The organism is Streptacidiphilus anmyonensis, from assembly GCF_000787855.1.
GTDB classification, from domain to species: Bacteria; Actinomycetota; Actinomycetes; order Streptomycetales; family Streptomycetaceae; genus Streptacidiphilus; species Streptacidiphilus anmyonensis.
In genome coordinates, this window is the sequence record NZ_BBPQ01000012.1 from 1 (window position 1) to 25,421 (window position 25,421).

The following is a 25,421-nucleotide window of genomic DNA, read 5'->3' on the forward strand; positions in this document are numbered from 1 at the left end:
GGCGTGGCCGGCACCGGGGGGCCGGAGGCCGTGGACCGTGCCGCGAGCGCGGGAGGCGGGGGAGGCGACCCCGTGCGGGAGGAGCTGTGCGGGGAGGCGATCAGGCTCGGGCGGCTGCTGGTCGCGTTGATGCCCGACGAGCCCGAGGCGATGGGCCTGCTGGCGCTGATGCTGCTGATCCAGGCGCGGCGCCCCGCGCGCTTCGGGCCGCAGGGCGAGCTCGTGCTGCTCGCCGAGCAGGACCGGAGCCGGTGGGACCCGGGGCTGATCGCCGAGGGCCAGGCGCTGGTGCGCCGTTGCCTGCGGCGCGACCGGCCGGGGCCGTACCAGATCCAGGCCGCGATCAACGCCGTCCACAGCGACGCGCCGACCGCCGGGGCCACCGACTGGGGGCAGATCCTGCGCCTGTACGACCAGCACCTCGCCGTCGCGCCGACGCCGGTGGTGGCCCTGCACCGGGCCGTCGCCCTCGCCCAGGTGGCGGGCCCCGCCGTGGCGCTGGCGGAGGTCGACGGCCTGGCCGCGCAGTTGGACGGCTACCACCTCCTCCACGCGCTCCGCGCGGACCTGCTCACCCGCCTCGACCGTCCGGCCGAGGCCGCGCGGGCCCTGGAACGCGCCCTCGCCCGCACCCGCAACCCCGCCGAACGCGACCGACTGCGAAGCCGTCTGCGAGGGCTCTGATCCGGCGTTCCCCCGTGATCCCGGTCACAGGCCCCCAACGAAGCGGCACAGCTGTTCGTGTGAGTCGGTGAGGGGCTTCGGGAGGGGCATGTGACCGAGTGGTCGGATCAGCTCGCGCAACTGGTGCGAGCACGCGGCGCGGAGCTGAGCCGGTACGGCTATCTGCTCTGCGGCGACGTGACGGAGGGCGCGGACCTGTTCCAGGAGGCGCTGGTCCGCGTCTTCGCGCGCCCGCGTCGCTCGTGGTCGCTCGGCGACGTCGAGGGCTACGTGCGCCGCACCATGCTCAACGACTTCCTCGACCGGCGCCGCCGCAGCCGGCGCTTCGCCCGCCTGCTGCCGCGCCTCTCCTCGCCGGAGGTCGCGCCGGACCACAGCGGCGGCGTGGTGCGCCGCCAGGACGTCGTCGAGGCCCTGGCAACGCTGTCGCCCCGTCAGCGGGCCTGCGTGGTGCTGCGCTACTACGAGGACCTGCCGGTGGCCGGTGTGACCGAGCGCATCGGGCTGAGCCAGGGCGCGGTCAAGCGGTACCTCAGCGAGGCCCTGGCCCGCATGTCGGCGGTCGTGGACCCGCCGTGGCGGGAGACGGAGAAGGACCCTGACGGGCTGCGGGTCGGTGCCGGCCGCTCGACGCGAGAGGAGAACGCGCGGTGATCGGGCAGCAGGCGTCGCACACGCCGGAGACGGACCAGCCGGAGCTCTCCTCCGCCCTCCACCACGCGGCCGAGCGGGCCCTCACCCCGCCGGTCGACGTCGGCCACCTCGTCGGCCGCGTCCGCCGCAAGCGCCGGACCCGGGCCGGCGTCGTCGGCGCTCTGGCCCTCGCCGTCCTGGCCGCGGGCGGCATCGAGGCTCCGCGCCTGCTCGCCGCCAAGCCGGATCCGGCGGACGGCCACCAGCAGAAGCTGACGGTCAAGGACGTCGACGCGAAGCGCATGATCGCCTCGCTCGAGGGCCTGCTGCCGCGCGGGGCGAAGCTCAGCGGGATCACGGGGAAGGGGCTGAGCAACGCCTCGACTCCGGGGGTTCCCGGCACCGGCGCCTACACCGCGAGCGCCGGCCTGGTCTACGACGACGGCCACGGGCCGTCCTGGATCGGCGTCCTGGCGGATCGCTGGGACGGGCCCGGCAACACCGGCATGCCGCAGCGCTGCGACTCGGACACCCACATCGAGAGCTGCCACAGCATCACCCTGCCGGGCGGTGCGCTGCTGACCCAGACGCAGCTGAACCACCTCGACATGAACAACCCCACCCGGGAATGGGACGCGACGTTGGTCTTTCCCTGGGGTGGGGTGGTCGTGGTGCGGGAGGCCAACCAGCCCGCCCCGCTCCAGGGTTCGCCGACCCGGCACGATCCGCCGCTGACGATGGCCCAGCTGCAGGCGGCCGTGACCGCTCCGGTGTGGCAGCCGATCGTCGCGGCGGTGCCCGAGCAGAAGAAGATCACTATGTCGGCGCCCGGGGTGAACACGGTGCTGGCCGCGTCGATCCCGGCGGGCTTCGCGAAGACGCCCGTGGTCATGGGCCGCGACGTGGTCATGGGCGTCACCACCGTGCTGACGGACGCCCAGGGCAGGGGAAGCGTCTTCGCCGACGCCGAGACGGACGGCGGCTCGGCGTCGGACGCGCTGACCCGGTTCCGCGGCGAGTACCCGCACGCGGTCAGGCTGCCGGACGGGGACTGGCTCGCCCGTGTGGAGAAGCCGGGCAAGGGCGGACCCGGAACCACGCAGAACTGGGCGGTGCTGCTGCACGGCGTGCTGCGGGTGCAGATCGTCGCGCTCGACAGCGTGGAGCTGAACGGGCCCCGGACCCGGCCGGAGCCGGGGCTGACGCTCGACCAGTGCGCGACGATCGCGCAGAACCCCCAGTGGCGCGACGTTCCCTGACCATCCCCCTACGTCTTGGTCGGGCCCGCGCGGGGGGCGGGCCCGACCAGGGCCTCTCTCACCCCGTCGTCTCTTCGAGCGCGAGCAGCTCCGCCACCGTCTGGCGGCGGCGGATCAGGCGGGTCGACTCGCCGTCGACCAGGACCTCGGGGATGAGCGGACGGGAGTTGTACGTCGAGGACATGCTCGCGCCGTAGGCGCCGGTGTCGTGGAAGACCAGCAGGTCGCCGACGCGCGGCTGCGGCAGCGGCACCGCGTGCACCTCGCCGCCCGCGCTCTGCGTGAAGACGTCGCCGGACTCGCACAGCGGCCCCGCCAGGACCGTGTCGCGGACGCCCTCGGTGCGGGGCGCGCCCTCGGGGGAGAGCAGCGTCGCACGGTGGCTGCTGCCGTACATCGCGGGCCGCATCAGGTCGTTGAAGCCGGCGTCGACGAGGACGAAGTCGTTGCTGCCGACGGACTTGGCCGCCCGCACCTCGCCGACCAGCACCCCGGAGGCGGCGACCAGGAACCGACCCGGCTCGATCTCCAGTCTGACCCGGTGGCCGAGTTCGGCCACCAGCTCCTGCCGGGCGGCGTCCCACAGCTCGAAGTAGCGGTCGGTGTCGAGCTCCGGCTCGCCCTGCGCGTAGGGGACGGAGAGGCCGCCGCCCGCGGAGATCGCCCGGACGTCCTGCCCCGCGAGCCGCACCTGCTTGACCATCGTCTCGCAGACGGCCTCCAGGTGGCCGTAGTCCACCCCGGAGCCGATGTGCATGTGGAAGCCGACCAGGTCCAGCCCGTGGCGCCGGACGAGCGCGAGGCTCTCGGCGAGGTGCTCGTGCCAGATGCCGTGCTTGCTGTGCTCGCCGCCGGTGTTGGTCTTGCGGCTGTGGCCGTGTCCGAAGCCGGGGTTGATCCGGATCCACACCTTGTGACCGGGCGAGGCCGCCCCGATCTGCTCCAGCATCTGCGGCGACCCGGCGTTGACGGGCACGCCCAGCTCGACGACCCGGCGCAGTGTGGCCCGGTCCAGCAGGTCCGCGGTGAACACCACGGGCTCGTGCGCGCCCGCGACGTCGTACCCGGCTGCCAGGGCCCGCTCGATCTCGCCGAGCGACACGGCGTCCACGAGCACGCCCTCGGCCCGCATCAGGCGCAGCAGATGGGTGTTGGACGAGGCCTTCTGCGCGTACCGGATGGTGTCGAACCGGCGCAGCCGCGCGATCTGGGCACGGATCGTGCCCGCGTCGTAGGCCCACAGCGGCGTCCCGTACGTCTCGACGAGCCCGGCGATCCGGCCTCCGTCGAGGGCGCCGGGGAACTGGGCGGGGAGGCGCGTCACTTCGGGGTCCTTTTCGCGTGGTTCTCGGCCGCTCGCGCGGAGCGCGGATCCCCGACGCTACTGCGCAAAACGGACACCCACGCGCGCCCGCCCTCCGTGCCCGCGACCCCCGGCGCAGATCCTCCGACGCACCCCTGCCCCGACCGCAAATTCCCCGGCCGCGCCCGCGCCGCGCGCGACAACGGGGGCCGGGATCCCGAAGAAAGTGAAGTCTCACATGTCGGGACGCGGCCCCCGCCCGGTCATCGCGGTGCGGCGCTCACCTGCGGACGGTGAAGTACTGCCAGGAACCGGTCGTCGCGACGTTGAACTCGCCGCGCGGTGGCGTCCAGCACGCCGCGATCCGGAACATGCCGCCGACGGGCAGGCCGCGCAGCGAGAGGACGTACGCCGCCTTGCCCAGGTGGGTGGCGACGCAGGCGACGGTGGTCCGCGTGCGCCAGGCACCCGAGACGTACTGCTGGACCTGGACGGTCAGGCAGTTCCCCTCCTTGACCGGAGTGGTCTGGAGGGCCAGGCGCAGTGCGGCGGTGTGGTGGAACACGGCGTAGGCGGTGGCGCCGTAGCGGGCGGTGGCGTAGCCGCCGCTCAGCGTCTCCCGCAGGCCGATGCGGACGCCGACCACGGTCGTGGCGCTCGCCGGCGAGTCGACGGCGTCGCCGCCGTAGGCGGCGGTGAAGGTGGTGTCGACGCTGACCTTGTACGCCGCGGTCAGGTTGCCCTGGGCGTCGACGTCGCCGGAGGCGACCAGCTTGCGCGGGCTGCCGTCGGCGGGCTGGGCGTAGATCGCGACGTTGCGGCTCGCGTCGGTCGCGCCGAGATGGGCGGTGACGCGGGCGGTGGCGCCCTGGTCGTACGTCACGGCGTCGGTCCGCACGGAGAGCGCCGGAACCACGCCGGTGGCCTGGACGGTCGCGCTCACGGTGGCGGGTTCGTGCGCCACGTCGCCGGCGAAGGCGGCGGTGTACGTGTAGCTGCCCGCTGCCGGCAGCGTGTCGGTGAACTGGTACCGCCCGAGGATCGAAGCGGTCTGGGCGGGCAGCGACACCGTCTTGTGGTCCACGGACGAGGTCCGGGTGATCCTGACCGGCGCGCCGGAGGTGAAGCTGTGCGCCGAGTCCAGCGCGCCGGACACGGTGAAGGACCGGCCGGCCTGGACCGAGGCCGGCGCGCCCAGCCGGGCGGTGGTCGCGGCGTGCGTCGGATCGCCCTGGATGAGGTGCAGGAGCAGATGGGTGTCGTGGTCCGACTCGGTGAAGGCGTACAAGGTGCCCGCGTCAGGGGACCAGGCCAGCCCGCTCGGCCGGAGCTGCTCGTCCAGGGGGAGCGTGTACGTGTTGACCGGCTGCCGGTCGTCCTGTGGGTGCACTTCGATCTGGCGGACGTCGTTGTGCGTCCCGCCGCCGATCGCCGCGGCACCGCCGGGTGCCACGGCCGCGCTGGTCCAGCCGAAGCCGGTGGACGCGACGCCGTACTGCCCGCGGAAGAAGGTGCCGGTGAGGCCGAAGATGTCCGCGTCGCTGCCGGCGACCACGAACTCGGAGCCGTCCGGGTTCATCGTCAGGTCGGTGGCGCCGTCGAGGGGGTAGCCGCCGGGGCTCGGCGGCAGCGCGCCCCCGGTGCCCTGCGACACGTCGTACACGTGGACGATGGTCGGCGCCCCGACCCGCCCCGTGCCGCCGACGGCGACGAGCTGGTCGGGCGCGCCGGGGTTCGCCGCGAGCCCGGGGGCTCCGCCGTACAGCTCCTGCGCGAGCCCGACGGTGGCGGTCGGGGTCGCCGCGCCGGGGTCGACGGCGCCGATGCCGCCGTCCTGGCCGACCACCTGGTAGCTGAACCAGAGCTTGCCGCCGGTGAAGGCGAGGCTGCTCGGCTGGGTGTTCCTGGGCAGCGGATAGCGGGCGGTCTCCCGCAGGGTCCGGGTGTCGATGGCCGCGATCGCGCCGTACCAGAGCGGCGTCGCGTCGTTCCAGCTGTCGGCGACGTAGAGGGTGTCGCCGTCCGGCGAGAGCGTCATGCCGCCGGCGCCGGGCTCCGAGCCGATGGTCCCGACCGTGTGCCCCGCCAGGTCGGTCACCAGGATCTGCGAGACGCCGTCACTGATGAAGAGGTGGCCGTGGGCCGCGTCGACGACCTTCCCGGCCAGGCCGGCGATCGGGAGCGTGACCGTGGTGTCGGCTTGCGCTGCCGGAGCGGCCTCGGTCGTCGCCGCGAACGCGGGGACGACCCCGCCGGCGGAGAGAGCGGCGGCGGAGAGGGCGGCGACGACGGCCGCGGCTCCGAGGACTCGGGCCGCAGCGCGGCTCCGCCCCGTGGATGTGCGATGGCGCACGGGTGATTCCCCCCTGAAGAAGCGTATGGAACTTCCTCAGGCAGCGTACTGATCTTGAACTTCGAGCACAGGAGTTGACGTGCTGTCAGGCCGCGACGACGGGGGCCCCGACCGTGACGGTCGAGGCCCTCCGTTCTTACTGTCGACCGGAAGACCACCCGTCATCGAGCGCTGTACTTCGCCTGGCTGTCCGCCGTTGACGTTTGCGAGCCCCTGGTCGCTAAGGATGAGCAGCTGATCGAGCCGCCTGTGCCTGCCGGCCTCGATCGGCTCACCGGACCGCAGCGCGCGCTCGCGGACTTCCTTGGTCGCGGGCTTCCTGGGGCGCAGAAAAACGAGCTCCTCCGTCGGCTGGCACTCGGCAGTGAGCGTCAGCCGAGCGCGGAGCTCGTCCGGCAGCTGTGTGGCGAGCCCCGAGACGTGACGGTGCCGGGGCACCGCTCGACAGCGCAGCTGCTGGATGCCGAGCAGGAGCGGGCCGCTGGGCGTCGCTCGCGCCGCGCGTCCGGGCGTTCGCCGACACGCCTGAAGGCGCGGGGTCGGCGGTGCCTAGAAGAGGAGTACAGTTCTGATAACTGTACTTCTCTCAAGTGGTGGCCCTGGTGCTCAAGCCAGCAGACATGTTCGACCGGGATCGGGAATGGGCCCAGCTGGTCGGTTTCGTGGAGGACGAGCGGCGGGGCGCCACCCTGGGCGTCGTCTCAGGTCGGCGCAGGCAAGGGAAGAGTTTTCTGCTGGAGGCGGTCTGCCAGCAGGCAGGGGGGTTCTACTTCTCGGCGCAGGAGGCGACGGAGGCGGAATCGCTGGCGTTGATCGGTGCGGCGCTCACGCGTTACCTGGACCCGGTCGCGCCCATCGAGCCAAGAGACTGGCCCACGGTGCTCGACACCTTGCTGCGAATCGGCCGGGAACGTTCGGTGCCGGTGGTGATCGACGAGTTCCCGTATCTGGCGCGTACCTCTCCGGCTCTGCCCTCGATGATCCAGGCGGCCTACGCTCCGCGACGCCCGGAGCGGCAGGAATCTCGCACCAGATTGCTGCTGTGTGGCTCTGCGATGTCCTTCATGGGGGGACTGCTGTCCGGTGACGCGCCCCTTCGCGGCCGAGCTTCGCTGGATCTCACCGTGCAGACTCTCGACCACCGTGCAGCGGCGCGCTTCTGGGGCATCACCGAGCCTCGACTGGCGCTGCTCGTGCACGCGGTGGTCGGGGGCACGCCCGCCTATCGGACGGAGATGATCCGATACGACGCTCCGAGTGATCTCGCCGACTTCGACGCATGGGTGTCCCGCGCGATTCTCTCGCCGGGCAGTCCGATGTTCCTTGAGGCCCGGTATCTGCTCGCCGAGGAGCCCGATCTGCGCGACGGGGCTCTCTACCACTCGGTGCTCGCCGCGATCGCAGAGGGAAACACCGGCCGCGGCGGCATTGCCGGGCATGTCGGACGGAAGAGCAATGAGCTCGCCCACCCGCTCACGGTGCTGGAGGACGCCGGACTCGTCCTGCGCGAACAGGACGCCTTTCGGGCCAATCGCACCGACTTCCGGATCAACGAGCCACTGCTTGCCTTCTACCACGCGATCATGCGCCCCTACTGGTCTCAACTCTTGAGGGGAACCGGGGCCGAGCGGATCTGGGAACGCAGTCAGGGGCGGTTCGCCGGAGGCATCCTTGGGCCACACTTCGAGAGGGTGTGTCGCGAGTGGACGCTCTACAACTCGGGTGACCGCTTCGGCGACTGGCCTACCCAGGTCACGTCGGGAACGCTCAACGATCCGGCCAACAAGACCACGTGCCAGGTCGATGTGGCGGTGGTCGGCCACGCCGACGGTGCGCGCCCGCCGCTGTTGGCCATCGGCGAGGCCAAGTGGAACGAGGTCATGGGGATGGGCCACCTGGAACGTCTGAACCGTATCCGTGACCTGCTCGGAGCAAACGGCAAGTACGACACGTCCGGTACCCGGCTCGCCTGCTTCTCCGGTGCCGGATTCACCGAGGAGCTCCGCGCGCGGGCAACGCGAGGCGAGGTCGAGCTGATCGGACTCGGCGATCTCTACTCCGATGCGGGTTGAGAGAGGCCGCTGCGGGCTGGGTGGACTGCACGCGGCAAGCATGCCGTTCCGGCATGTTCCGTACCGGGGAGCTGCCGATGAGACGGAAAACGCCGAGGGCCCGTCAGATCACTGACGAGCCCTCGGCGTTCTTACTGCTCAGAGCGGTAGCGGTGGGATTCGAACCCACGGTGGAGTTGCCCCCACACACGCTTTCGAGGCGTGCTCCTTTGGCCGCTCGGACACGCTACCGTGGGACAGCCTACCGGACGTCGGCGTGTGCTCCTAAACGCCTTTCGGCGCCGTGAGCGCCGTCACTCGCCGGGCTCCTCGCGGTGGGTGTCGAAGAAGGCGTGGAGCTGCGCCGTGCACTCGGCCGCGAGGACCTCGGAGACGACCTCCGGGCGGTGGTTGAGGCGGCGGTCGCGGATGGTGTCCCAGAGGGAGCCGGCGGCGCCGGCCTTCGGGTCGAGGGCGCCGTAGACGACGCGGTCGAGGCGGGAGAGGACGATCGCGCCCGCACACATCGTGCAGGGCTCCAGGGTGACCACGAGCGTGCAGCCCGACAACCGCCACTCCCCGACGAGGCGCGCCGCCTCGCGGATGGCGAGGACCTCCGCGTGGGCCGTCGGGTCGCCGACGGCCTCGCGTTCGTTGTGGCCCCGGCCGATGACCGTGCCCTCCGGGGCGAGGACCAGCGCGCCGACGGGGACGTCGCCCGTCGCCGGGGCCAGCGCGGCCTCGGCGAGGGCGAGGCGCATCGCCGGCTCCCAGCGGGTGCGGACGGGGTCGAGGCGGACCGGGGCGGGCAGACGGGTCATGGGACCAGTCTTACCGAACAGCCTCCAGGACCTCGCCGCAGCCCAGCGCCTCCGCGATCTCGCTCAGCGCGTCACCGGGGACGGAGCCCTCGGCGGCCAGGTCCATCAGCTCCTTGGCGCCGAAACCGAACTCGATCAGCACCCCGGCGTCGCCCAGCGGGCCGGACGGGATGCCCTGCGCCCCGGCGTCGTCCGAGCCGTCCTCGTCGTCGTCCGCCTCGGCGGCGTCCGTGGCGTCCTCGTCGTCCAGTTCGGCGACGAGGTGATCAAGGTCACCCAGCTCGTCCTCGCCCTCGCGGCCCAGCAGCTCGTCGGTGAGCACCAGCTCGCCGTAGGAGCTGCGCGAGGCCGCGGCCGCGTCGGAGACGAAGACCCTGGGGTCGTCCTCCCCGTCGACGCGGACGACGGCGAACCAGGCGTCCTCCTGTTCGATGAAGACGAGGACGGTCTCCTCGTCCTCTGCGGCCTCGCGCGCCAGGTTGGCCAGGTCGGCGAGGGTTTCGACGTCGTCGAGATCAGTCTCGCTCACGTCCCACCCGTCCTCGGTGCGAGCGAGCAATGCAGCGAAGTACGCCACCAGCGACTCTCCCAGGTCTTCGGCCGTTGGACCGGTCGGTGCGGTCCAGGGATCCACGTTCGGACGCCCCATCGGCATCGTGACAGAAAGCGGTGCGCTCCGGGGAGTGTTCCGGCGCGCGTCTTCCCAGGTCGTGTCGAGGAGTTGGCGAGATCCACGCGAGATCCACGTGCGGTCCACGTGCGATCCACCGCGAGGAGACGGCCGGGCGACGGATCCTTGACCGATCCGTGTCCGATCAGAAACGGAACGTGCGCATCCGGGCGGCCTGGCGCAGCCGCAACGCCTTGGTGCGTCTCGGCTGGACCCGTTCCCGCAGCGCCCGGGCCTCGGCGAGCTCGCGCAGGAAGACGGCGCGGCGGCGACGACGCTCGGCGGGATCCTCGGCGGGTCCGTCGGCGGGGGCCTCCACGGGAGGCTCCACTCGTTCGTCGACCGCGTGCTTCGCGGTCCGCTTCGACTTCGGCATTCGGCGGTCACCCCTGCGGGTCGCGTGTCCGTTCCCCCAACTCTCTCTCCCTCCTGCCCAGGCCACCAGTGCGCTGCACGGACGGGTGCTGCGAGGTTGGAGGTTGGACCGGTTTCGCTCGGTTAATGTCGTCCCATGCGGATTCATGTCCTGGACCACCCCCTGGTCGCCCACAAGCTGACCACCCTGCGTGACGAGCGCACCGACTCCCCCACCTTCCGTCGCCTGACGGACGAGCTGGTGACGCTCCTGGCCTACGAGGCCACCCGGGACGTGCGGACCGAGCAGGTGGAGATCACCACCCCGGTCGCGGTCACCACGGGCGTCAAGCTCAGCTACCCGCGCCCGCTGGTGGTGCCGATCCTGCGCGCCGGTCTCGGCATGCTCGACGGCATGACCCGGCTGCTGCCGACCGCCGAGGTCGGCTTCCTCGGCATGGTCCGCAACGAGCAGACCCTGGAGGCGTCCACCTACGCCACCCGGATGCCGGAGGACCTCTCGGGCCGTCAGGTGTACGTGCTCGACCCGATGCTCGCCACCGGCGGCACGCTGGTCGCGGCGATCCGCCTGCTGATCGAGCGCGGCGCGGCCGACGTCACCGCGATCTGCCTGCTGGCCGCGCCGGAGGGCGTCGCCGTGCTGGAGAAGGAGCTGGCCGGGATGCCGGTCACGATCGTCACCGCGGCGGTGGACGACCACCTGAACGAGCACGGCTACATCGTCCCGGGCCTCGGCGACGCGGGCGACCGCCTCTACGGCACCGCCGGGGACTGAGCCGCGCGCGGCTCCGCGAGCAGGCGGCCCGAGCAAGCGGCGCGAGCAGGCGGCGCGCGGGCGGCGCGCACAAGCGAAAACCGCCGGGGACCCGGAGCGTGAGAGCTCGGGGTCCCCGGCGGTCCGCGTCAGGCCTCGAAGGCGCGCCTCAGCAGTGGGCGCCGGCCGAGGGGGAGGGGTTGACGGCGAGGGACAGCGCCTGCGCCGCCTGCGCCGGGCTCTGCAGGGCGGTGAAGCCGTTGCCGATCACCAGGTCGACGCTGCCGTCGGTACGGGTGTCGGTGGTCGTGCCGGCGCCGGACACCTCGGAGCCGACGAGCTGCATCGCGGCCTTGCTGGCGTTCGCGCCCATGACCTGGGCGGTGCCGGTGACCTTGCCCTCCAGCTGGGCGGGGGCGTTGGCGACCTTGCCGATCTTGAAGCCGCGCTGGGCGAGCAGCTTGGCCGTCGCGCCGGCCAGGCCCGCGTGGCTGGTGGCGTTGTAGACGTTCACCGTGAACGTGGACGGCTGCGGCACGCCGGCCGGGAGCGCCATCAGGCTCGCCGCTGCGGACGCCGCTGCCGACGCCGAGGCGCTGGGCGCGGCCGAGCCGGACGCGGCCGGACCCGACGCCGACGCCGACGCCGAGGCGTCCGGGTTCGCGGAGGGCTTCGCCGCGTCACCGGCCGCCTTGGCCGTGGCCGGGCGGACGCAGTGGCCGTCCGCGGCGGCGGTCGGCTTCTTCTTCGAGCCGAAGACGGTCACCAGCTGGACCGTGCCCCAGCCGATCAGAGCCAGTGCGACGACGGCCCCGATCACCTGGAACACCCGACGTCGTTTCTGGCCCGGGCGGGCGAGGCGGGGATACGCCTTGCCGCTGATGCGGTACTGCTTTCCCTTGAGGCCGGGGGGAGTCAGCATGCTCACCGCGGGTTGCCCCCTTGTGCGCTGGGCGGCCGTGACCAGGGCGCAGGCAGTACGGGGTCGTACCGCGCCGAAGGTCGGCCGTGGTTCGGGTGTCGTTGCTCACAGTAGCCCCGACGACCAGCTGCGCGCCCGCCCAGGCGTACTAACGGATGATCAGTGAACCCGTTCAGTCCAGTTCGAGCACCCGCGCGTGCAGCACCTGGCGCTGCTGGAGCGCGGCGCGGACCGCGCGGTGCAGGCCGTCCTCGAGGTAGAGATCGCCGTGCCACTTCACCACGTGGGCGAAGAGGTCCCCGTAGAAGGTCGAGTCCTCGGCGAGCAGGGTCTCCAGATCGAGCTGGCCCTTCGTCGTCACGAGCTGATCGAGGCGGACCGGGCGCGGAGCGACGTCCGCCCACTCACGGGTGCTGACCCGGCCGTGGTCGGGATACGGCCGCCCGTTTCCGATGCGCTTGAAGATCACACGGAGAGCCTACCGTGTATGGCTGAGCGCCGCGCCGATCCGGCGCAGGGAAGCGCGCGGTCCGCCGACTGGACCGCCGTTGGTATAGACCTTCCGGCGGGCGGCTGCGCCGCATGCGCCGAGCTCGGCAGGAAGGCCGTGCCGAACGTGAAGCCGGCGGTGAGGACGACCGCGGCGGCGGTCAGGGCGCGGGTCCGGGTGCTGGGCTCCATGCAACCAGACTCCCCCGCCCACCTATGGATTCCGTGATCGGCCGGTCACAGCTTCGCTACCGCGCGACCGCGGGCTCCACTCGGGGTGAGAGATGTTCCTCTTCCGAGTATGTCGGTGGCAGAGGTAAACTCGAACACGTGACCCTCAGCGACGCCCCGATACCCCGCGGCTGGGATCTCCTCACCACGGAGCGCCCGCGGCCCGACGCGATCCGCAGGCGCAGCTGGGCGTGGCGGCTCGCCGTGGCGACGGTGTGCTTCGGGGCGTTCATGGGTCAGCTCGACGCCAGCATCGTCACCCTCACCTACCAGGCCCTCGGCAGGGGCTTCCATGCCTCCCCGGCCGCCGTCGAGTGGGTCTCGCTCGCCTACCTGCTGACGCTGGTCGCGCTGCTCGTGCCGGTCGGCCGGTTCTCCGACGCGCACGGGCGCAAGCTCATGTACCTCTACGGCTTCGGCGTCTTCACCGTGGCCTCCGCCGCCTGCGGGCTCGCGCCCGGACTCGCCGTCCTGGTGGTGTTCCGCGTGGTGCAGGCCCTGGGAGCGGCCCTGATGCAGGCGAACAGCGTGGCGTTGGTGACGACCTCCGCCCCGCCGGGGCGGATGCGCACCGCGCTCGGGATGCAGGCGGCGGGGCAGGCCGTCGGCCTCGCGCTCGGACCGACCGTCGGCGGTGCGATCGTCGCGACGCTCGGATGGCGCTGGGTCTTCCTGGTCAACGTCCCGGTCGGCGTGCTCTCGCTCGTGGCCGGGCACTACCTGCTGCCCCGGACGCGGGGACGCCGCGCCGGCACCCGCGTGGACGGGCTCGGCGTGGCGCTGCTGGCGCTGACCACGACCGGCCTGCTGCTCGCGCTCTCGGTCGTCTCGGGCCTCGGCTGGCCGCTGTGGACCGCCGCCGCACTGGCCGTCGCCTCCCTCTCGGCCGGGCGGGCGTTGATGCGCCGCCAGGCGAGGGTGTCACAGCCGCTGCTCGATCCGAGGCTGCTGCGCTCCCACGGGCGGGGACTGCTCGCGGGCATGAGCGGCTACCTGGTGCTGTTCGGTCCGCTGGTGCTGGTGCCGGTGGTCCTGACCCGCCAGGGCGTCGGGCTGGTGACGGCGGGCCTGGTGCTGACGGCCCTCCCGCTCGGCTTCGCGCTCGCCGCGACGACGGCCGACCGGGTGCTGCCGCCCTCCCTCTCCGACCGTGCGCGGGCGCGGTCCGGCTCGCTGCTCTGTCTGCTCGCGTTGGGCCTGATGCTGGTCGTTCCGCTGAACACGACGGCACTGCCGATCGTTCTCGGTCTGTTGGGTTGCGGTTTGGGCGTTTTCACCCCGGCCAACAACACGATGGTCATGCGTGCATTCCCGACGGAATCCGCCGGAACCGGGGGCGGGATGGTCAATATGGGACGCGGTCTGGGTACTGCGCTCGGCGTCGCCGCGGTGACGCTCATTCTTCAGCTCGGATCGGGCATAACGGGCGAACGTGCAGCTGTCGCAGGGCTGCTGGCCTGCGCATTGCTGATGGTCCCGCTTCGCGACGGTTCGTGAAGCTTCGTTGTCATAACTTTTTTTCTATGAGTGGGCTCCCCCCTGTTACGCGAACTGATCACACCTGATAGAAAGACTCCCTATTTCACTGTTGGGGGAGTAGTCGGACCGCTTCTGCGGTCCGACTTCGACGTCGCCGTCCCTCCTCGGCTGACGCGACGTCACCACGTCATAGGAGATCCAGCATGGCCAAGAAGGCCGGACGGGTCGCGCTCATATCCGCAGGCATCGCCGCGGCTCTGTGTGTCACGAGCCCGATCGCCTCGGCCGCTCCGCTCGTGGGAGGGTCCGGCGTCAGCGCCGACACCACCCCGAAGCGCATCGGCTCCACACCTCACATACCCGTCGGCGCCCACAAGACCGGCACGACGGCTGCCTCCACCGAGCTGCACCTCAGCGTCAGCCTGAAGCCGCGTGACCCCGCGGCCCTGGAAGCCTTCATCAAGGCGACCACGACCCCGGGCAACCCGCAGTACCACCACTACCTGGCGACTGGACAGTTCGCCAAGGTATTCGGTCCGACCCAGCAGACCATCGACGCCGTCAAGGCCGCGCTCCGCCAGCAGGGCCTCACCCCGGGCGGGGTCACCTCTGACGGTCTCTCCATCCCGGTGACGGCGACCGCCGCGCAGGCGGCCAAGGCGTTCAACACCGGCTTCCAGAACCTGACGCTCGCCAACGGCAAGAGGGGCTTCGTCGCCACCGCCGCCCCGACCATGCCGGCCGACGTGGCCGGACAGGTGACGTCGGTCGTCGGTCTGAACGACGTCAGTACGTACACCTCGCACGTCAAGCCGGGCGGTCGCACGGTCTCGGCCGCCGGCGGCTCTGCCGGGGTGTCGTCGCGCACGGCCGTCGCGCCGCACGCGAGCAGCCCCGCCATCTGCTCCAACTGGCAGACCGCGCTGAACAACGCGGGCTGGAAGGACACCCAGAACTACTACAGTCCGGGTTCCCTCGCGTCGGCGTACGGCATGCCGCACAGTTACTCGACCGGTTCCGGTCAGACGATCGCCGTCTTCGAGCTCGAGAACGTCGACCACGCCAGCCTGAACCAGTACCAGTCGTGCGTCGGCACGCACACGCCGATCGCCTACACGTCCGTGGACGGCGGCCCGACGATCACGCCGGACAACGACCACTACGGCTTCGAGTCGCTGCTCGACATCGAGGACCTGATCTCCCTGGTCCCGAGCGCCACGATCCACGACTACATGGGCCCGGACGCGCAGAACGCGACCGACCAGCAGGTCCTGGACACCTACCGCCGCATCGTCACCGACAACTCGGCCCAGGTCATCTCGACCAGCTGGGGTCTGTGCGAGACGGTGCTGAACTCCGCCGACCCGGCGCAGTTCGCGGCGGAGAACACGATCTTCCAGGAGGCCGCGGCCCAGGGCCAGAGCGTGGTGGCCGCGTCGGGCGACTCCGGTTCGAGCGACTGCTACCGCGCTGGCGTCAACAGCGACACCTCGCTCTCGGTCGACGACCCCGCCTCCCAGCCCTACGTCACCGGCGTGGGCGGAACGCACATGACCGGCGCCGGAACCTCCGCCAAGGAGACCGTCTGGAACAACGGCGCCAGCGGTGGCGCGGGCGGCGGCGGTCTGTCCAAGGTCTGGCCGGCGCAGCCGTTCCAGACCGGCTTCACCTCGGCCGGGGGCCGCACGGTTCCGGACGTTTCGGCCCTGGCTGACCCGAACACCGGTTACCTGCTGCTGTTCACCGACCGCACCCCGGGCGACCAGTACTACAACCAGGAGATCGCCGCTCCCGCGGGCGGCACCTCCGGTGCGGCGCCCACCTGGGCGGCGGCGATCGCGCAGGCGAACGCGGCCAGCCCCTGCCTGGTCGGCCGGGCCGGCTACCTGAACCCGCTGCTGTACAAGGCCGCGAGCACCGGCTACAGCTCCGCGTTCCGTGACATCGTCAGCGGTGACAACGACATCGCCGACGCGACCCACACCTACTCCGCCACCACCGGCTACGACGAGGCCTCCGGCCTCGGCTCGCCGAAGGTCGGCGCGCTGGGCGGGGCCCTGTGCCAGGGCCAGAACAGCAGCACCTTCCACCAGCTGGCCAGCCCGACCCGTGTCGTGTCGGTCCAGAAGATGACCGCCGGTCAGACCATCACGGCCAACGTCGACGGCGTCGGCTCGATCCCGACCAGCGGCGTCTCCGCCGTGGTCGCGAACATCACCGTCACCGGCACCGGTGGCACCGGCTGGACCACCGGCTACCCGGCCGGCACCGCCCGTCCGGGCGTGGTGACCGCGCAGTGGACCGGCGGCTCTGTGGCCCGCAAGACCACCGCGACCATCCCGGTTTCGCCGAACGGCAAGTTCAGCTACTACTCGAGCCAGTCGGGCACCTTCTCCATCGACATCCTCGGGTACTACACCAAGGACGCGACGGGCCTGGGCTACAACCCGGTCTCGCCGGCCCGTCTGCTGGACACCCGTTACGCGGTCGGCGTCAAGACCAAGACCCCGATCGTCAACAGCACCGTCAACTTCCCGGTCGGCGGCAAGGACGGCATCCCGGCCGACGCCACCGCCGTGGTGCTGAACGTCTCCACGCTGTACGGCGTCGGCGGCGGCAGCCTCACCGCGTACGCGGGCGGCACCGCCAAGCCGGGTCTGTCCCAGATGTACTGGGACTCCTCCGTGCCGATCCGCACCAACCTGCTGGTCGTCCCGGTCGGCACGGACGGGACCGTCAACATCGCGGTCTCCGGCCAGACGCACGTCCTCGCGGACGTCTTCGGCTACTACTACGGCACCGGCAAGCAGTTCTCCCCGCTGGGCCAGACCCGTCTGGCCAGTGGCGCGCTCGCGGCCAAGACGCTGAAGGTCTACCAGGTCGCCGGCGTCAACGGCATCCCGAGCGGCGTCAAGGCCGTCGCGCTGACCATCAGCGCCAGCGGCAACCCCGGCGGCGGCTACATCGAGGCCTGGGACGACCAGGGCACCCGCGTCGACACCTCCGCCACCCTGTGGCAGGGCGGTCAGCAGATGTCCAACCAGGTCATCGTCCCGGTCGGCGCCGACGGCAAGATCGACCTCTACCTCAGCACCGCGGCGACCGTCAGCCTCGACGTCAACGGCTACTTCAAGTAAGCCTGCTGACGCGCGAGCGGAGTCGTAAGGACTGAGCGCACCACGAACCGCCCCGCCGCCCGGAACCTCCGGGCGGCGGGGCGGTTCGCTGTTTCCCTCTCCTCCCCTCTCGTCCCGGCTCTTCCCGTCTCCTTGCGTCCCCGTCTGCCGTGGTGTCCGTGGTGTGGCGGATGATGGTCCCCATGACCAGCCAGCCAAGCGAGACGACGCAGCAGCAGACGGAGACCATGAGCGCCGTCTTCGACGCCCTCCCGGCCTGGGAGCGGCGCTTCCGTGCGGCCCGGGTGAGCCTCCCCGAGTGGGCCGACGACGCGCCGGACCGCTCCCTGTTCGTCTCCAACGCGACCGGCACCTACGAGATCTACGCCTGGAACCGCGCGGACGGCACGCAGCGACGGGTCACCGACCGGCCCAACGGCACCACGGAGGGGACGCTCACCCCCGACGGCGAGTGGATCTGGTGGTTCGACGACACCGACGGCGACGAGTTCGGCGTCTGGCGCCGCCAGCCCTTCGTCGGGCCGGCCGCAGTCCCGTCCGCGGGCTCGCCCGACCCGGAGGCCGTCCCCGGCCTCGCGCCCTCCTACCCCGCGGGGCTCGCGCTCGGACGCCACGGCGAGGCCGTCGTCGGCCGGTCCACCGACGAGGACGGCTCCACGCTGCACCTGATCCGCCCCGGCTCCGGCGAGCCGTTGGAGATCTACCGCCACCGCGAGTCCGCCGGCGTCGGCGACCTCTCCCACGACGGCTCCCTGATCGCCGTCGACCACACCGAGCACGGCGACGCCATGCACAGCGCCCTGCGCGTGCTGCGGGTCGACGGCCATGTCGTGTCCACCGTCGCCGAACTCGACGACGCGACCGGACGCGAGGAGCCGCTGGGCCTCTCCTGCCTCGGCTTCGCGCCGCTGCCCGGCGACGCCCGGATGCTCGTCGCGCACCAGCGGCGCGGCCGCTGGGAACCGCTGATCTGGGACACCACGACGGGGGACGAGCACGAGATCGTCCTGGACCTGCCCGGTGACGTGACCGCCGAGTGGTATCCGGACGCCACCGCGCTGCTCATCGAGCACAGCTTCCGCGCGCGCAGCGAGCTCTACCGCTACGAGCTCGTGGGCGGCGCGCTGACCCGGCTCGACACTCCGACCGGCACCGTCTCCGGCGCGACCGCGCGCCCCGACGGCACGGTCGAGTTCCTGTGGTCGTCGGCCGAGCAGCCGCCGGTCGTGCGGTCCACGTCCGGGGCCGTGGTGCTGGCGGCGCCGGGTCCGCAGGCGCCGCCGTCCGTCCCCGTCGAGGACGTGTGGGTCGAGGGCCCCGGCGGCGTCGTGCACGCCCTGGTGCAGCGACCCGCCGACGCGGGCGACGGACCGCTGCCCTGCGTCTTCGAGATCCACGGCGGGCCGACCTGGCACGACTCCGACTCCTTCGCGGCCGGCCCCGCGGCCTGGGTCGACCACGGCTTCGCCGTCGTCCGGGTCAACTACCGCGGCTCGACCGGCTACGGGCGCGCCTGGACGGACGCGCTGCGGCACCGCGTCGGCCTGATCGAGCTCGAGGACATCGCCGCGGTCCGGGAGTGGGCGGTCGCGAGCGGCCTCGCCGATCCCAAGCGCATCGTGCTGGCCGGCGGATCCTGGGGCGGCTACCTGACCCTGCTGGGGCTCGGCACCCAGCCGGACGCGTGGGCGCTGGGCCTGGCCGCCGTCCCGGTCGCGGACTACGTGACGGCCTACCACGACGAGATGGAGGCCCTGAAGGCGATGGACCGCACCCTCGTCGGCGGCACCCCGGAGGAGGTCCCGGACCGCTACGCGGCGTCCTCACCGCTGACGTACGTGGAGTCGCTCAACGCGCCCGTCTACATCAGCGCGGGCGTGAACGACCCGCGCTGCCCGATCCGGCAGATCGAGAACTACGTCGGCCGGCTGGAAGGACTGGGCAAGGCGCACGAGGTGTACCGGTACGACGCCGGACACGGCTCGCTGGTGGTCGAGGAGCGGATCAAGCAGCTGCGCCTCGAACTGGACTTCGTCGCCCGGAACCTGCGCTGACCTGCGCTGACCCGGGCTGACCTGGGCTGACCCGCGCCGGGGACCCGCCCGGCGTCAGGCGGTCTCGAGACCCAGCGCCTTGTCGCGCTGGGTCTCGATCTCCCTGCGGACGAACCGGAACCACATGAAGACCACGAAGCCCGCGAAGACGAACCACTGCCCGACGTAGCCGAGGTTCTGGATCGCCTGCAGGCTGAAGCCTCCGCCCGAGGAGTCCGCGGCCGACGCGGCGGAGTAGGGCACTGCGGTGAGCCCGGCCGTGCCGGCGGCGCCGGGGTCGAGCGAGGCGTAGCCGTTCCAGACGGTGTAGGGGAGGGCGTTGACCATGGTGACCGGGGAGATCATGCCCAGCTGCCCGGCCGGGAGGGTGCCGGAGGAGATCGCGTTCGGAGTGTCGGGCGTCTCCGCCGCGCGCAGGCGGCCGGTCACCGAGACCTCGCCGGACGGCGGAGCGGGCGCCGCGGACGGTGTACCCGGCAGCCACCCGCGCACGACCGCGAGGTAGGCGCCGCTGCCGTCGAGCCGCATCGGGGTGACGATCAGCGAGCCGTCCTTGCCGCTCTGGCCGTCCAGCGGGCGCTGCGGCACCAGCAACTGGTGCGCCGCGTCGTAGGTACCGGAGAAGGAGACGCGGCGGCCGTCGTCGTTGTTGATGCCGTCCTTGTCCGCGCCGGTGATCAGCCGGGACAGCGCCGTCGGCGCCGCGTCCGTGGAGGCGGTCGCGGCCTGCTGCTTCTGGGCGTGGCTGTGCAGCTCGAAGCGGCTCAGCTGCCACATCCCCAGCATGATGCAGACCGGTACGGCGACCAGCGCCAGCAGGTGCAGAGCCAGCCAGCGCGGGGTCAGAAGGGTCCGGTACACCCCACCACGGTAACCAAGGACTAGTGCGGCGCGGGCAGCGGGTCCGTCCGGTAGATGGTGCCGGCGCAGGCGCCCTGCAAGGTCGTGGTCGCGGCGGCGTTGCCTCCGGAGGCCGGCACGCTGGCCACTTGCACGCTCGGGGCGTTCGGGGACGCGGATCCGCCCGTGCCACCGGATCCGCCCCCGCTCCCGGGCGTGCCGGGAGACGACGTCGGACTGCCGGCCGCTCCGCCCGAGGAGCCGTCCGCGGCTGCGGGGGCGCCGCCGCCGCTCGTGCTGCCACCGGTGCCCGAGGAGGAGGCGCCCGGCGTGGCCGTGGTCGGGCTGGCGTCGCCCGTCGGGCCGACCGAGCTGCCGCTCGCGCAGGCGGCGGGCACGAAGGCGAAGTCGACGACGTAGGTCTGCCCCGGACCGAGCTCGACCGGCGGATGCGACGGGTCGGGGGCGGGCAGGGCGACGGCCGGGTCTCCCGAGGTGTGCGGGGCCACGGCGAACCGGGACGTCTGCGTGCCGACCGGGGACAGCACGTCGATCGCGCCCGAGCTGCTGATCTTGCAGGGGTGGGACGAGACGTTGCTGATCGCGAACGAGCCGTAGACGATGCCCGAGGCGTCCGCCGGGGCGACACCCGCCGCGCCCTTGCCGAGTTGGCCGCGGCTGCACTCGGCGAGCGAGGCCGAGGCCGTGGCACGGGTCTCGCTGGCGATGCTGGTCACGCCGCCGGACGGCAGCGGAACCAGGACCGTCCCCGGCCGGTGGCTGTGCGTGGCGTTGGCGGCGCCGTCCGCCGCTCCGCCGGGGAAGGCGGGGCCGGGCGCCGTCCCGCCGAAACCGTCGCCGGTGGCGGACGGGTGGGCGCCCGGCAGCAGTTGCCCCGCCGGGCCCGTGTCGGCGCTGGTCGACCCGTCCGGGCCGAGCGAGTGCAGGGCGGTCAGGCCGAACAGCGCCAGCGAGGCGGCGACGGCCGCGCCGCCGTAGGCGCGACGGCGCAAGGTGCGGCGTTGCGGCACGGCGCGCCGCAACCGGTTCAGCGAGTCGGGCGCGGGGCGCACCTCGCCGACCGCCTGGTGGAGGCGTTCGCGCAGCGCGGCGCCGAGCGGGTCCGCGTCCTCGTCGTCGGCGGCGGTGTGGGAGGTGAAGGTCGCTCCCACGAGGCCGCCGACGTGCGTGGACCCCTGGACGGGGATCATGCCCGGCGTGGGCGTGGGCGTGGGCGTGGGCGTGGGCGTGGGCGTGGGCGTCGGCGCGGCGGCCCTCGGTGGGTCCAGCCAGAGCGGCGGCGTGAGCGGCGGTTCGACGGGAAGCGGCGGCGTCGCGGCAGCCTCGGAACCGGTACCCGATCCCGGCCGCACCACGCGCAGGTAGCGCGAGCGCCGCTCCGCGCTCACCGCTGCCTCCCCTCTGCCTGCGACTCGCCTCGCGAGTCCGTCCGCGCTGGTCTCCGTGCTTCGCCGAACCGTGGCCCGCCGATCCGTGGCCTGCTGATCCGCGGCTCACCGGCTCGTGCGTTCCTGCGTGGCTCCGACGCGGCGGCCCCCGCGACCGTTCCACCCGACGTCCCGGAGCCCGCTGTCGAGGAACCCGAGGCACCGGAGGATCCGGACGGCAACGTGTCGCCGCCGTCCATCGTGAGTCGTAGCGCCGCCAGGCCGCGCGAGCCGTACGCCTTGACCGAGCCTACGGAAATGCCCAGGGCATCCGCGACTTGAGCCTCCGTCATATCGGAGAAGTAGCGCAGCACCAGCACCTCGCGCTGGCGGCGCTGCAGGCCGCGCAGGGCCACGATCAGCTCGTCGCGCTCCAGCGCGTCGTACGCGCCCTCCTCGGCGCTGGCCGCGTCCGGCATCGGCTTCTGCAGCAGCCGCAGGCCGATGATCCGGCGGCGCAGCGTCGAGCGGGAGAGGTTCACCACCGTCTGGCGCAGATAGGCCAGCGTCTTGTCGGGGTCGCGCAGCCGTCGGCGCGCGGAGTGGACGCGGATGAACGCCTCCTGCACCACGTCCTCGCAGGAGGCGGTGTCGTCCAGCAGCAGCGCGGCCAGGCGCAGCAGGGAGGAGTAGTGGGCCTGGTAGGTCTCGGTGAGCTGGTCGACGCTCGCGCCCACGGCGATCGTCGGCGCGGTGTGGCCGGCGTGACCGGCATGGCCCGCATGGCCCGCGTGAGGGGCCTGGGCGGCGGTCTGGCCCGCGCTCGCATGGGTCGACGCGTGGGGACGTGAGGCGTCCGCCGCGGTGAAGGGCGCTGTCATGACAAGCACCGAGCTTGGTGGCACGCCAGTTGGACGCATGACCCGCCGCGAGGGTTGTACGTCACCTGACCCCTCCGTGACACCGTATCGAGGGGCACTACGGTACGGGCCCGCCCAGCGGCACGGAAGCCGAATCCGGCGTCTGCACCAACTCCCCCTAAACCTCTTCCTGATCCGTTCCGGAGAGCTTAACCGTCCGTGTGCCGGCCCGTGCCTTGCCACCGGGCCGGCGGGGGCTTCAGGCGTGCGCGGGGTCCTCGGCGGCGACCAGTTCGGCGATCTGCACGCAGTTCAGCGCCGCTCCCTTGCGCAGGTTGTCCCCGCACAGGAACAGCTCCAGACCGTTCGGCTCGTCGAGCGAGCGCCGCACCCGGCCGACCCAGGTCGGATCGGAGCCCACCACGTCCGCGGGCGTCGGGTACTCGCCCTTGTCCGGGTCGTCGTAGACGACGACGCCGGCCGAGGAGTCGAGGATCTCGCGGACCCGGTGCACGTCCGGCTCACGCTCGAAGACCGCGTGGACGGTCAGCGAGTGTCCGCTGACGACCGGCACGCGCAGGCAGGTCGCCGAGATCGGCAGCTCGGGCAGGCCCAGGATCTTGCGGGTCTCGTTGCGCAGGCCCAGCTCCTCGCTCGACCAGCCCTCCTCGGCGGCGTCACCGGCCCAGGGCAGCAGGTTGTAGGCGAGCGGCGCCTCGAACGGGTCGTCGTCCTGCTCCGACACGGCCCGGCGCAGGTCTCCGGTGCGGGTGCCGACCGTCGGGTCGCCCGCGACCTCGGCGGTCTGCCGGCGCAGCGTGTCGACGCCGATCCGGCCGCGGCCGGAGGCGGCCAGCGCGGCCGTGACCACCAGTCGGCTCAGCCCGAACTCGGCGTGCAGCGCGGCCAGCGCGACCGTCAGGACCAGCGTCGCGCAGCGCGGCGCGGCGACGATCCCGATCCGGCGCATCCGCGCGGCCGAGGGATTGATCTCCGGGACCACCAGCGGCACGTCCGGATGGAGCCGGAACGCGGCGGACCCGTCCACCGCGACCGCGCCCGCCGCGACGGCGAGCGGCGCCCAGTGCTCCACCACGTCCTCGGGGGCCTCGAAGAGCGCGATGTCGACGCCCTCGAAGCACCCCGGCTCCAGGGCGCGGACGGGCTCGGCCCGGCCCAGGACCGGCACCTCGGTGCCGATGCCCTCGGGCCCGGCGAAGAGCCGGACCTCGCCCCACATGTCCGCGCGGGTGGCGAGCAGCTCCACCAGCACCCGTCCCACCGCTCCGGTGGCGCCGATGACGGCCAGGGTCGGCCGTCGCGCCGACTTGGCGGCTCCGGCCGTCCCGGTGGCGCCCGTGGCGCCGTTGGTGCCGGTGGTTCCGACGGTCCTGGCGGGGTGCTCGCCCCCCGGAACGGTCATCGGCCGGTGCCGCCGTAGACGATGGCCTCGTCAGTCTCGCTGTCCAGGCCGAACGCGGTGTGCACGGCCTGCACCGCGGCGTTGACGTCCTCGGAGCGGGTCACGACGGAGATGCGGATCTCGGAGGTGGAGATCAGCTCGATGTTGACGCCCGCGGCCGACAGCGCCTCGAAGAACGTGGCGGTGACGCCCGGGTGCGAACGCATGCCCGCGCCGACCAGCGAGATCTTGCCGATCGCGTCGTCGTAGCGCAGCGCCTCGAAGCCGATCGACTCCTGGACCTTCTCCAGCGCGTCGATGGCCTTGCGGCCCTCGGTCTTGGGTGCGGTGAAGGAGATGTCGGTGCGACCGGTGGTCGCGGCGGAGACGTTCTGGACCACCATGTCGATGTTGATCTCGGCGTCCGCCACGGCACGGAAGATGCGCGCGGCCTCGCCCGGCTTGTCGGGGACGCCGACGACCGTGACCTTCGCCTCGGAGGTGTCGTGGGCCACACCGGAGATGATGGCCTGCTCCATGTCGATCTCGCCCCCTTCGGGCTTGGTCAGCGGCTTGTTGGAGACCCAGGTACCGGTCAGCCCGGAGAAGGACGAACGGACGTGGATCGGGATGTCGTACCGCCGCGCGTACTCGACACAGCGGGCCAGCAGCACCTTGGAACCGGAGGACGCCAGCTCCAGCATGTCGTCGAAGGCGATCCAGTCGATCTTCTTTGCCTTCTTCACCACGCGCGGGTCGGCGGTGAAGACGCCGTCCACGTCGGTGTAGATCTCGCAGACCTCGGCCTTCAGCGCCGCCGCGAGCGCGACGGCGGTGGTGTCCGAGCCGCCGCGACCGAGGGTGGTGATGTCCTTGGTGTCCTGCGAGACGCCCTGGAACCCGGCGACGATGCCGATGTTGCCCTTGTCGAGCGCGGCACGGATGCGACCCGGCGTCACATCGATGATGCGGGCCTTGTTGTGGACGGCGTCAGTGATCACACCCGCCTGGCTGCCCGTGAAGGACTGTGCCTCGTGGCCCAGGTTTTTGATCGCCATCGCCAGCAGGGCCATGGAGATCCGCTCTCCGGCGGTCAGCAGCATGTCGAGCTCGCGGCCCGCCGGGAAGGGCGACACCTGCTCCGCGAGATCGATGAGCTCGTCCGTCGTGTCACCCATGGCGGACACCACGACGACGACCTCATGGCCGGCCTTCTTGGTGTCGACGATCCGTCGGGCGACCCGCTTGATGCCTTCGGCATCCGCTACGGATGAGCCGCCGTACTTCTGCACGACAAGGCCCACGTGCGCTCCTCGACTCTGGTGGTCCTGGCCTTCGGAGGTGGGTGTCCGGCAGGCCTGTGGTCGCTGGCCAGTCTAGCGATCGGCCTTGTCCCGGCGGGTGGCGTCCGAAGGCCGAGACGGGAGTATCAGTATTCGATCATCGGCCGTCCGGGCCCGGATGGGAGGTGGACGGAAGATTTGCCGGGCGGGGGTGGACTCGCGTCCGGATTTCCCGGCAGCGCGGGCAGACGCGTCTCTGCTGTGGCCTTCACCACATTCCGGCTTCTGGGCTTCGAGCCTCGGCGCTGCCGCACGGCGCAGCCGCGGACACGGCGCAGTCGACCCGACCCCGGCCGGGAGCGGGCGGCCCGTGGGGCTGCTCGGTGCCGACCGGGGTCGATGCCGTGTGAGGTCACAGCTGTGAGGTCACAGC

The 25,421-nt window shown here is 72.2% G+C and carries 19 protein-coding genes, 1 tRNA gene and 1 pseudogene; 8 read left to right on the plus strand and 13 right to left on the minus strand.

Going from position 1 to position 25,421, the window contains the following annotated elements; genetic code table 11:
* The 3 genes from TR50_RS14180 to TR50_RS14190 all read left to right on the plus strand — a co-directional run.
* Positions 1–684 (plus strand): DUF6596 domain-containing protein (locus TR50_RS14180; protein WP_042420392.1); only part of this gene is annotated, 684 nt, incomplete at its 5' end.
* Between the two features lie 90 nt (positions 685–774).
* On the plus strand, positions 775–1,338 hold the full coding sequence (locus TR50_RS14185; RefSeq protein WP_042420394.1) for a sigma-70 family RNA polymerase sigma factor: 564 nt from the start codon (positions 775–777) through the stop codon (positions 1,336–1,338).
* Positions 1,335–2,576: a hypothetical protein gene (locus TR50_RS14190; RefSeq protein WP_042420396.1), complete on the plus strand. Its 1,242-nt coding sequence runs from the start codon at positions 1,335–1,337 to the stop codon at positions 2,574–2,576. Before TR50_RS14185 ends, TR50_RS14190 begins: the two co-directional genes overlap by 4 nt.
* A gap of 58 nt (positions 2,577–2,634) precedes the next feature.
* On the opposite strand, the gene lysA is transcribed toward TR50_RS14190, so the two are convergent.
* Together lysA and TR50_RS14200 are read right to left on the minus strand one after the other, a co-directional pair.
* The gene (lysA, locus tag TR50_RS14195) at positions 2,635–3,900 is read right to left on the minus strand and encodes a diaminopimelate decarboxylase (RefSeq protein ID WP_084700246.1); all 1,266 of its coding nucleotides are present in this window, start codon (positions 3,898–3,900) and stop codon (positions 2,635–2,637) included.
* 259 nt (positions 3,901–4,159) lie between these two features.
* Positions 4,160–6,232, minus strand: coding sequence for a YncE family protein (locus TR50_RS14200; protein WP_042420398.1), 2,073 nt, complete (start codon positions 6,230–6,232; stop codon positions 4,160–4,162).
* A gap of 593 nt (positions 6,233–6,825) precedes the next feature.
* On the opposite strand from TR50_RS14200, the gene TR50_RS14205 reads away from it, so the two are divergent.
* Positions 6,826–8,304, plus strand: coding sequence for an AAA family ATPase (locus TR50_RS14205; protein ID WP_369405738.1), 1,479 nt, complete (start codon positions 6,826–6,828; stop codon positions 8,302–8,304).
* 144 nt (positions 8,305–8,448) lie between these two features.
* On the opposite strand, the gene TR50_RS14210 is transcribed toward TR50_RS14205, so the two are convergent.
* The 4 genes from TR50_RS14210 to TR50_RS14225 form a co-directional block, all read right to left on the minus strand.
* Positions 8,449–8,535: transfer RNA gene (locus TR50_RS14210), tRNA-Ser, on the minus strand.
* A 62-nt stretch (positions 8,536–8,597) separates the two neighbouring features.
* Positions 8,598–9,104: a tRNA adenosine(34) deaminase TadA gene (gene tadA, locus TR50_RS14215; RefSeq protein ID WP_052440987.1), complete on the minus strand. Its 507-nt coding sequence runs from the start codon at positions 9,102–9,104 to the stop codon at positions 8,598–8,600.
* A 10-nt stretch (positions 9,105–9,114) separates the two neighbouring features.
* Positions 9,115–9,681, minus strand: coding sequence for a tRNA adenosine deaminase-associated protein (locus TR50_RS14220; protein WP_042420646.1), 567 nt, complete (start codon positions 9,679–9,681; stop codon positions 9,115–9,117).
* Positions 9,682–9,919: 238 nt separating this feature from the next.
* Entirely contained in the window at positions 9,920–10,150 is a 231-nt protein-coding gene (locus tag TR50_RS14225) for a hypothetical protein (protein ID WP_236654411.1), read from the minus strand.
* A gap of 135 nt (positions 10,151–10,285) precedes the next feature.
* Between TR50_RS14225 and upp the strand changes: the two genes are divergently transcribed.
* Complete coding sequence (gene upp, locus TR50_RS14230) at positions 10,286–10,924, plus strand: uracil phosphoribosyltransferase (protein ID WP_042420399.1); 639 nt, start codon at positions 10,286–10,288, stop codon at positions 10,922–10,924.
* A 148-nt stretch (positions 10,925–11,072) separates the two neighbouring features.
* On the opposite strand, the gene TR50_RS46695 is transcribed toward upp, so the two are convergent.
* A complete protein-coding gene (locus TR50_RS46695; RefSeq protein WP_063775062.1) occupies positions 11,073–11,825 on the minus strand; it encodes a LytR C-terminal domain-containing protein in 753 nt (250 codons plus the stop codon).
* Positions 11,826–11,997: 172 nt separating this feature from the next.
* Positions 11,998–12,294: a type II toxin-antitoxin system VapB family antitoxin gene (locus TR50_RS14240; RefSeq protein WP_042420403.1), complete on the minus strand. Its 297-nt coding sequence runs from the start codon at positions 12,292–12,294 to the stop codon at positions 11,998–12,000.
* 350 nt (positions 12,295–12,644) lie between these two features.
* On the opposite strand from TR50_RS14240, the gene TR50_RS14250 reads away from it, so the two are divergent.
* The 3 genes from TR50_RS14250 (at position 12,645) to TR50_RS14260 (ending at position 19,215) form a co-directional block, all read left to right on the plus strand.
* Positions 12,645–14,042 carry an MFS transporter gene (locus tag TR50_RS14250; protein ID WP_042420407.1) on the plus strand — a complete coding sequence of 466 codons (1,398 nt, stop codon included), beginning with the start codon at positions 12,645–12,647 and terminating at the stop codon, positions 14,040–14,042.
* A 185-nt stretch (positions 14,043–14,227) separates the two neighbouring features.
* A complete protein-coding gene (locus tag TR50_RS14255) occupies positions 14,228–17,161 on the plus strand; it encodes a S53 family peptidase (RefSeq protein ID WP_042420409.1) in 2,934 nt (977 codons plus the stop codon).
* Between the two features lie 227 nt (positions 17,162–17,388).
* Positions 17,389–19,215, plus strand: a complete 1,827-nt coding sequence (locus tag TR50_RS14260) for a S9 family peptidase (protein ID WP_042420650.1) — start codon at positions 17,389–17,391, stop codon at positions 19,213–19,215.
* A 54-nt stretch (positions 19,216–19,269) separates the two neighbouring features.
* Here TR50_RS14260 and TR50_RS14265 read toward each other — a convergent pair whose 3' ends face one another.
* From TR50_RS14265 to TR50_RS14285, 5 genes and pseudogenes are all read right to left on the minus strand, one after another.
* Positions 19,270–20,076, minus strand: a complete 807-nt coding sequence (locus tag TR50_RS14265) for an SURF1 family protein (protein WP_042420411.1) — start codon at positions 20,074–20,076, stop codon at positions 19,270–19,272.
* Between the two features lie 20 nt (positions 20,077–20,096).
* Positions 20,097–21,464, minus strand: coding sequence for a hypothetical protein (locus tag TR50_RS14270; protein ID WP_042420413.1), 1,368 nt, complete (start codon positions 21,462–21,464; stop codon positions 20,097–20,099).
* Between the two features lie 233 nt (positions 21,465–21,697).
* A pseudogene (locus tag TR50_RS14275) lies at positions 21,698–22,324 on the minus strand (SigE family RNA polymerase sigma factor); the annotation flags it as partial.
* 238 nt (positions 22,325–22,562) lie between these two features.
* Positions 22,563–23,726 carry an aspartate-semialdehyde dehydrogenase gene (locus tag TR50_RS14280; RefSeq protein ID WP_084700252.1) on the minus strand — a complete coding sequence of 388 codons (1,164 nt, stop codon included), beginning with the start codon at positions 23,724–23,726 and terminating at the stop codon, positions 22,563–22,565.
* Positions 23,723–25,009 carry an aspartate kinase gene (locus tag TR50_RS14285; protein ID WP_042420415.1) on the minus strand — a complete coding sequence of 429 codons (1,287 nt, stop codon included), beginning with the start codon at positions 25,007–25,009 and terminating at the stop codon, positions 23,723–23,725. The genes TR50_RS14280 and TR50_RS14285 overlap by 4 nt, the downstream gene beginning before the upstream one ends.
* Between the last annotated feature and the right edge of the window lie 412 nt (positions 25,010–25,421).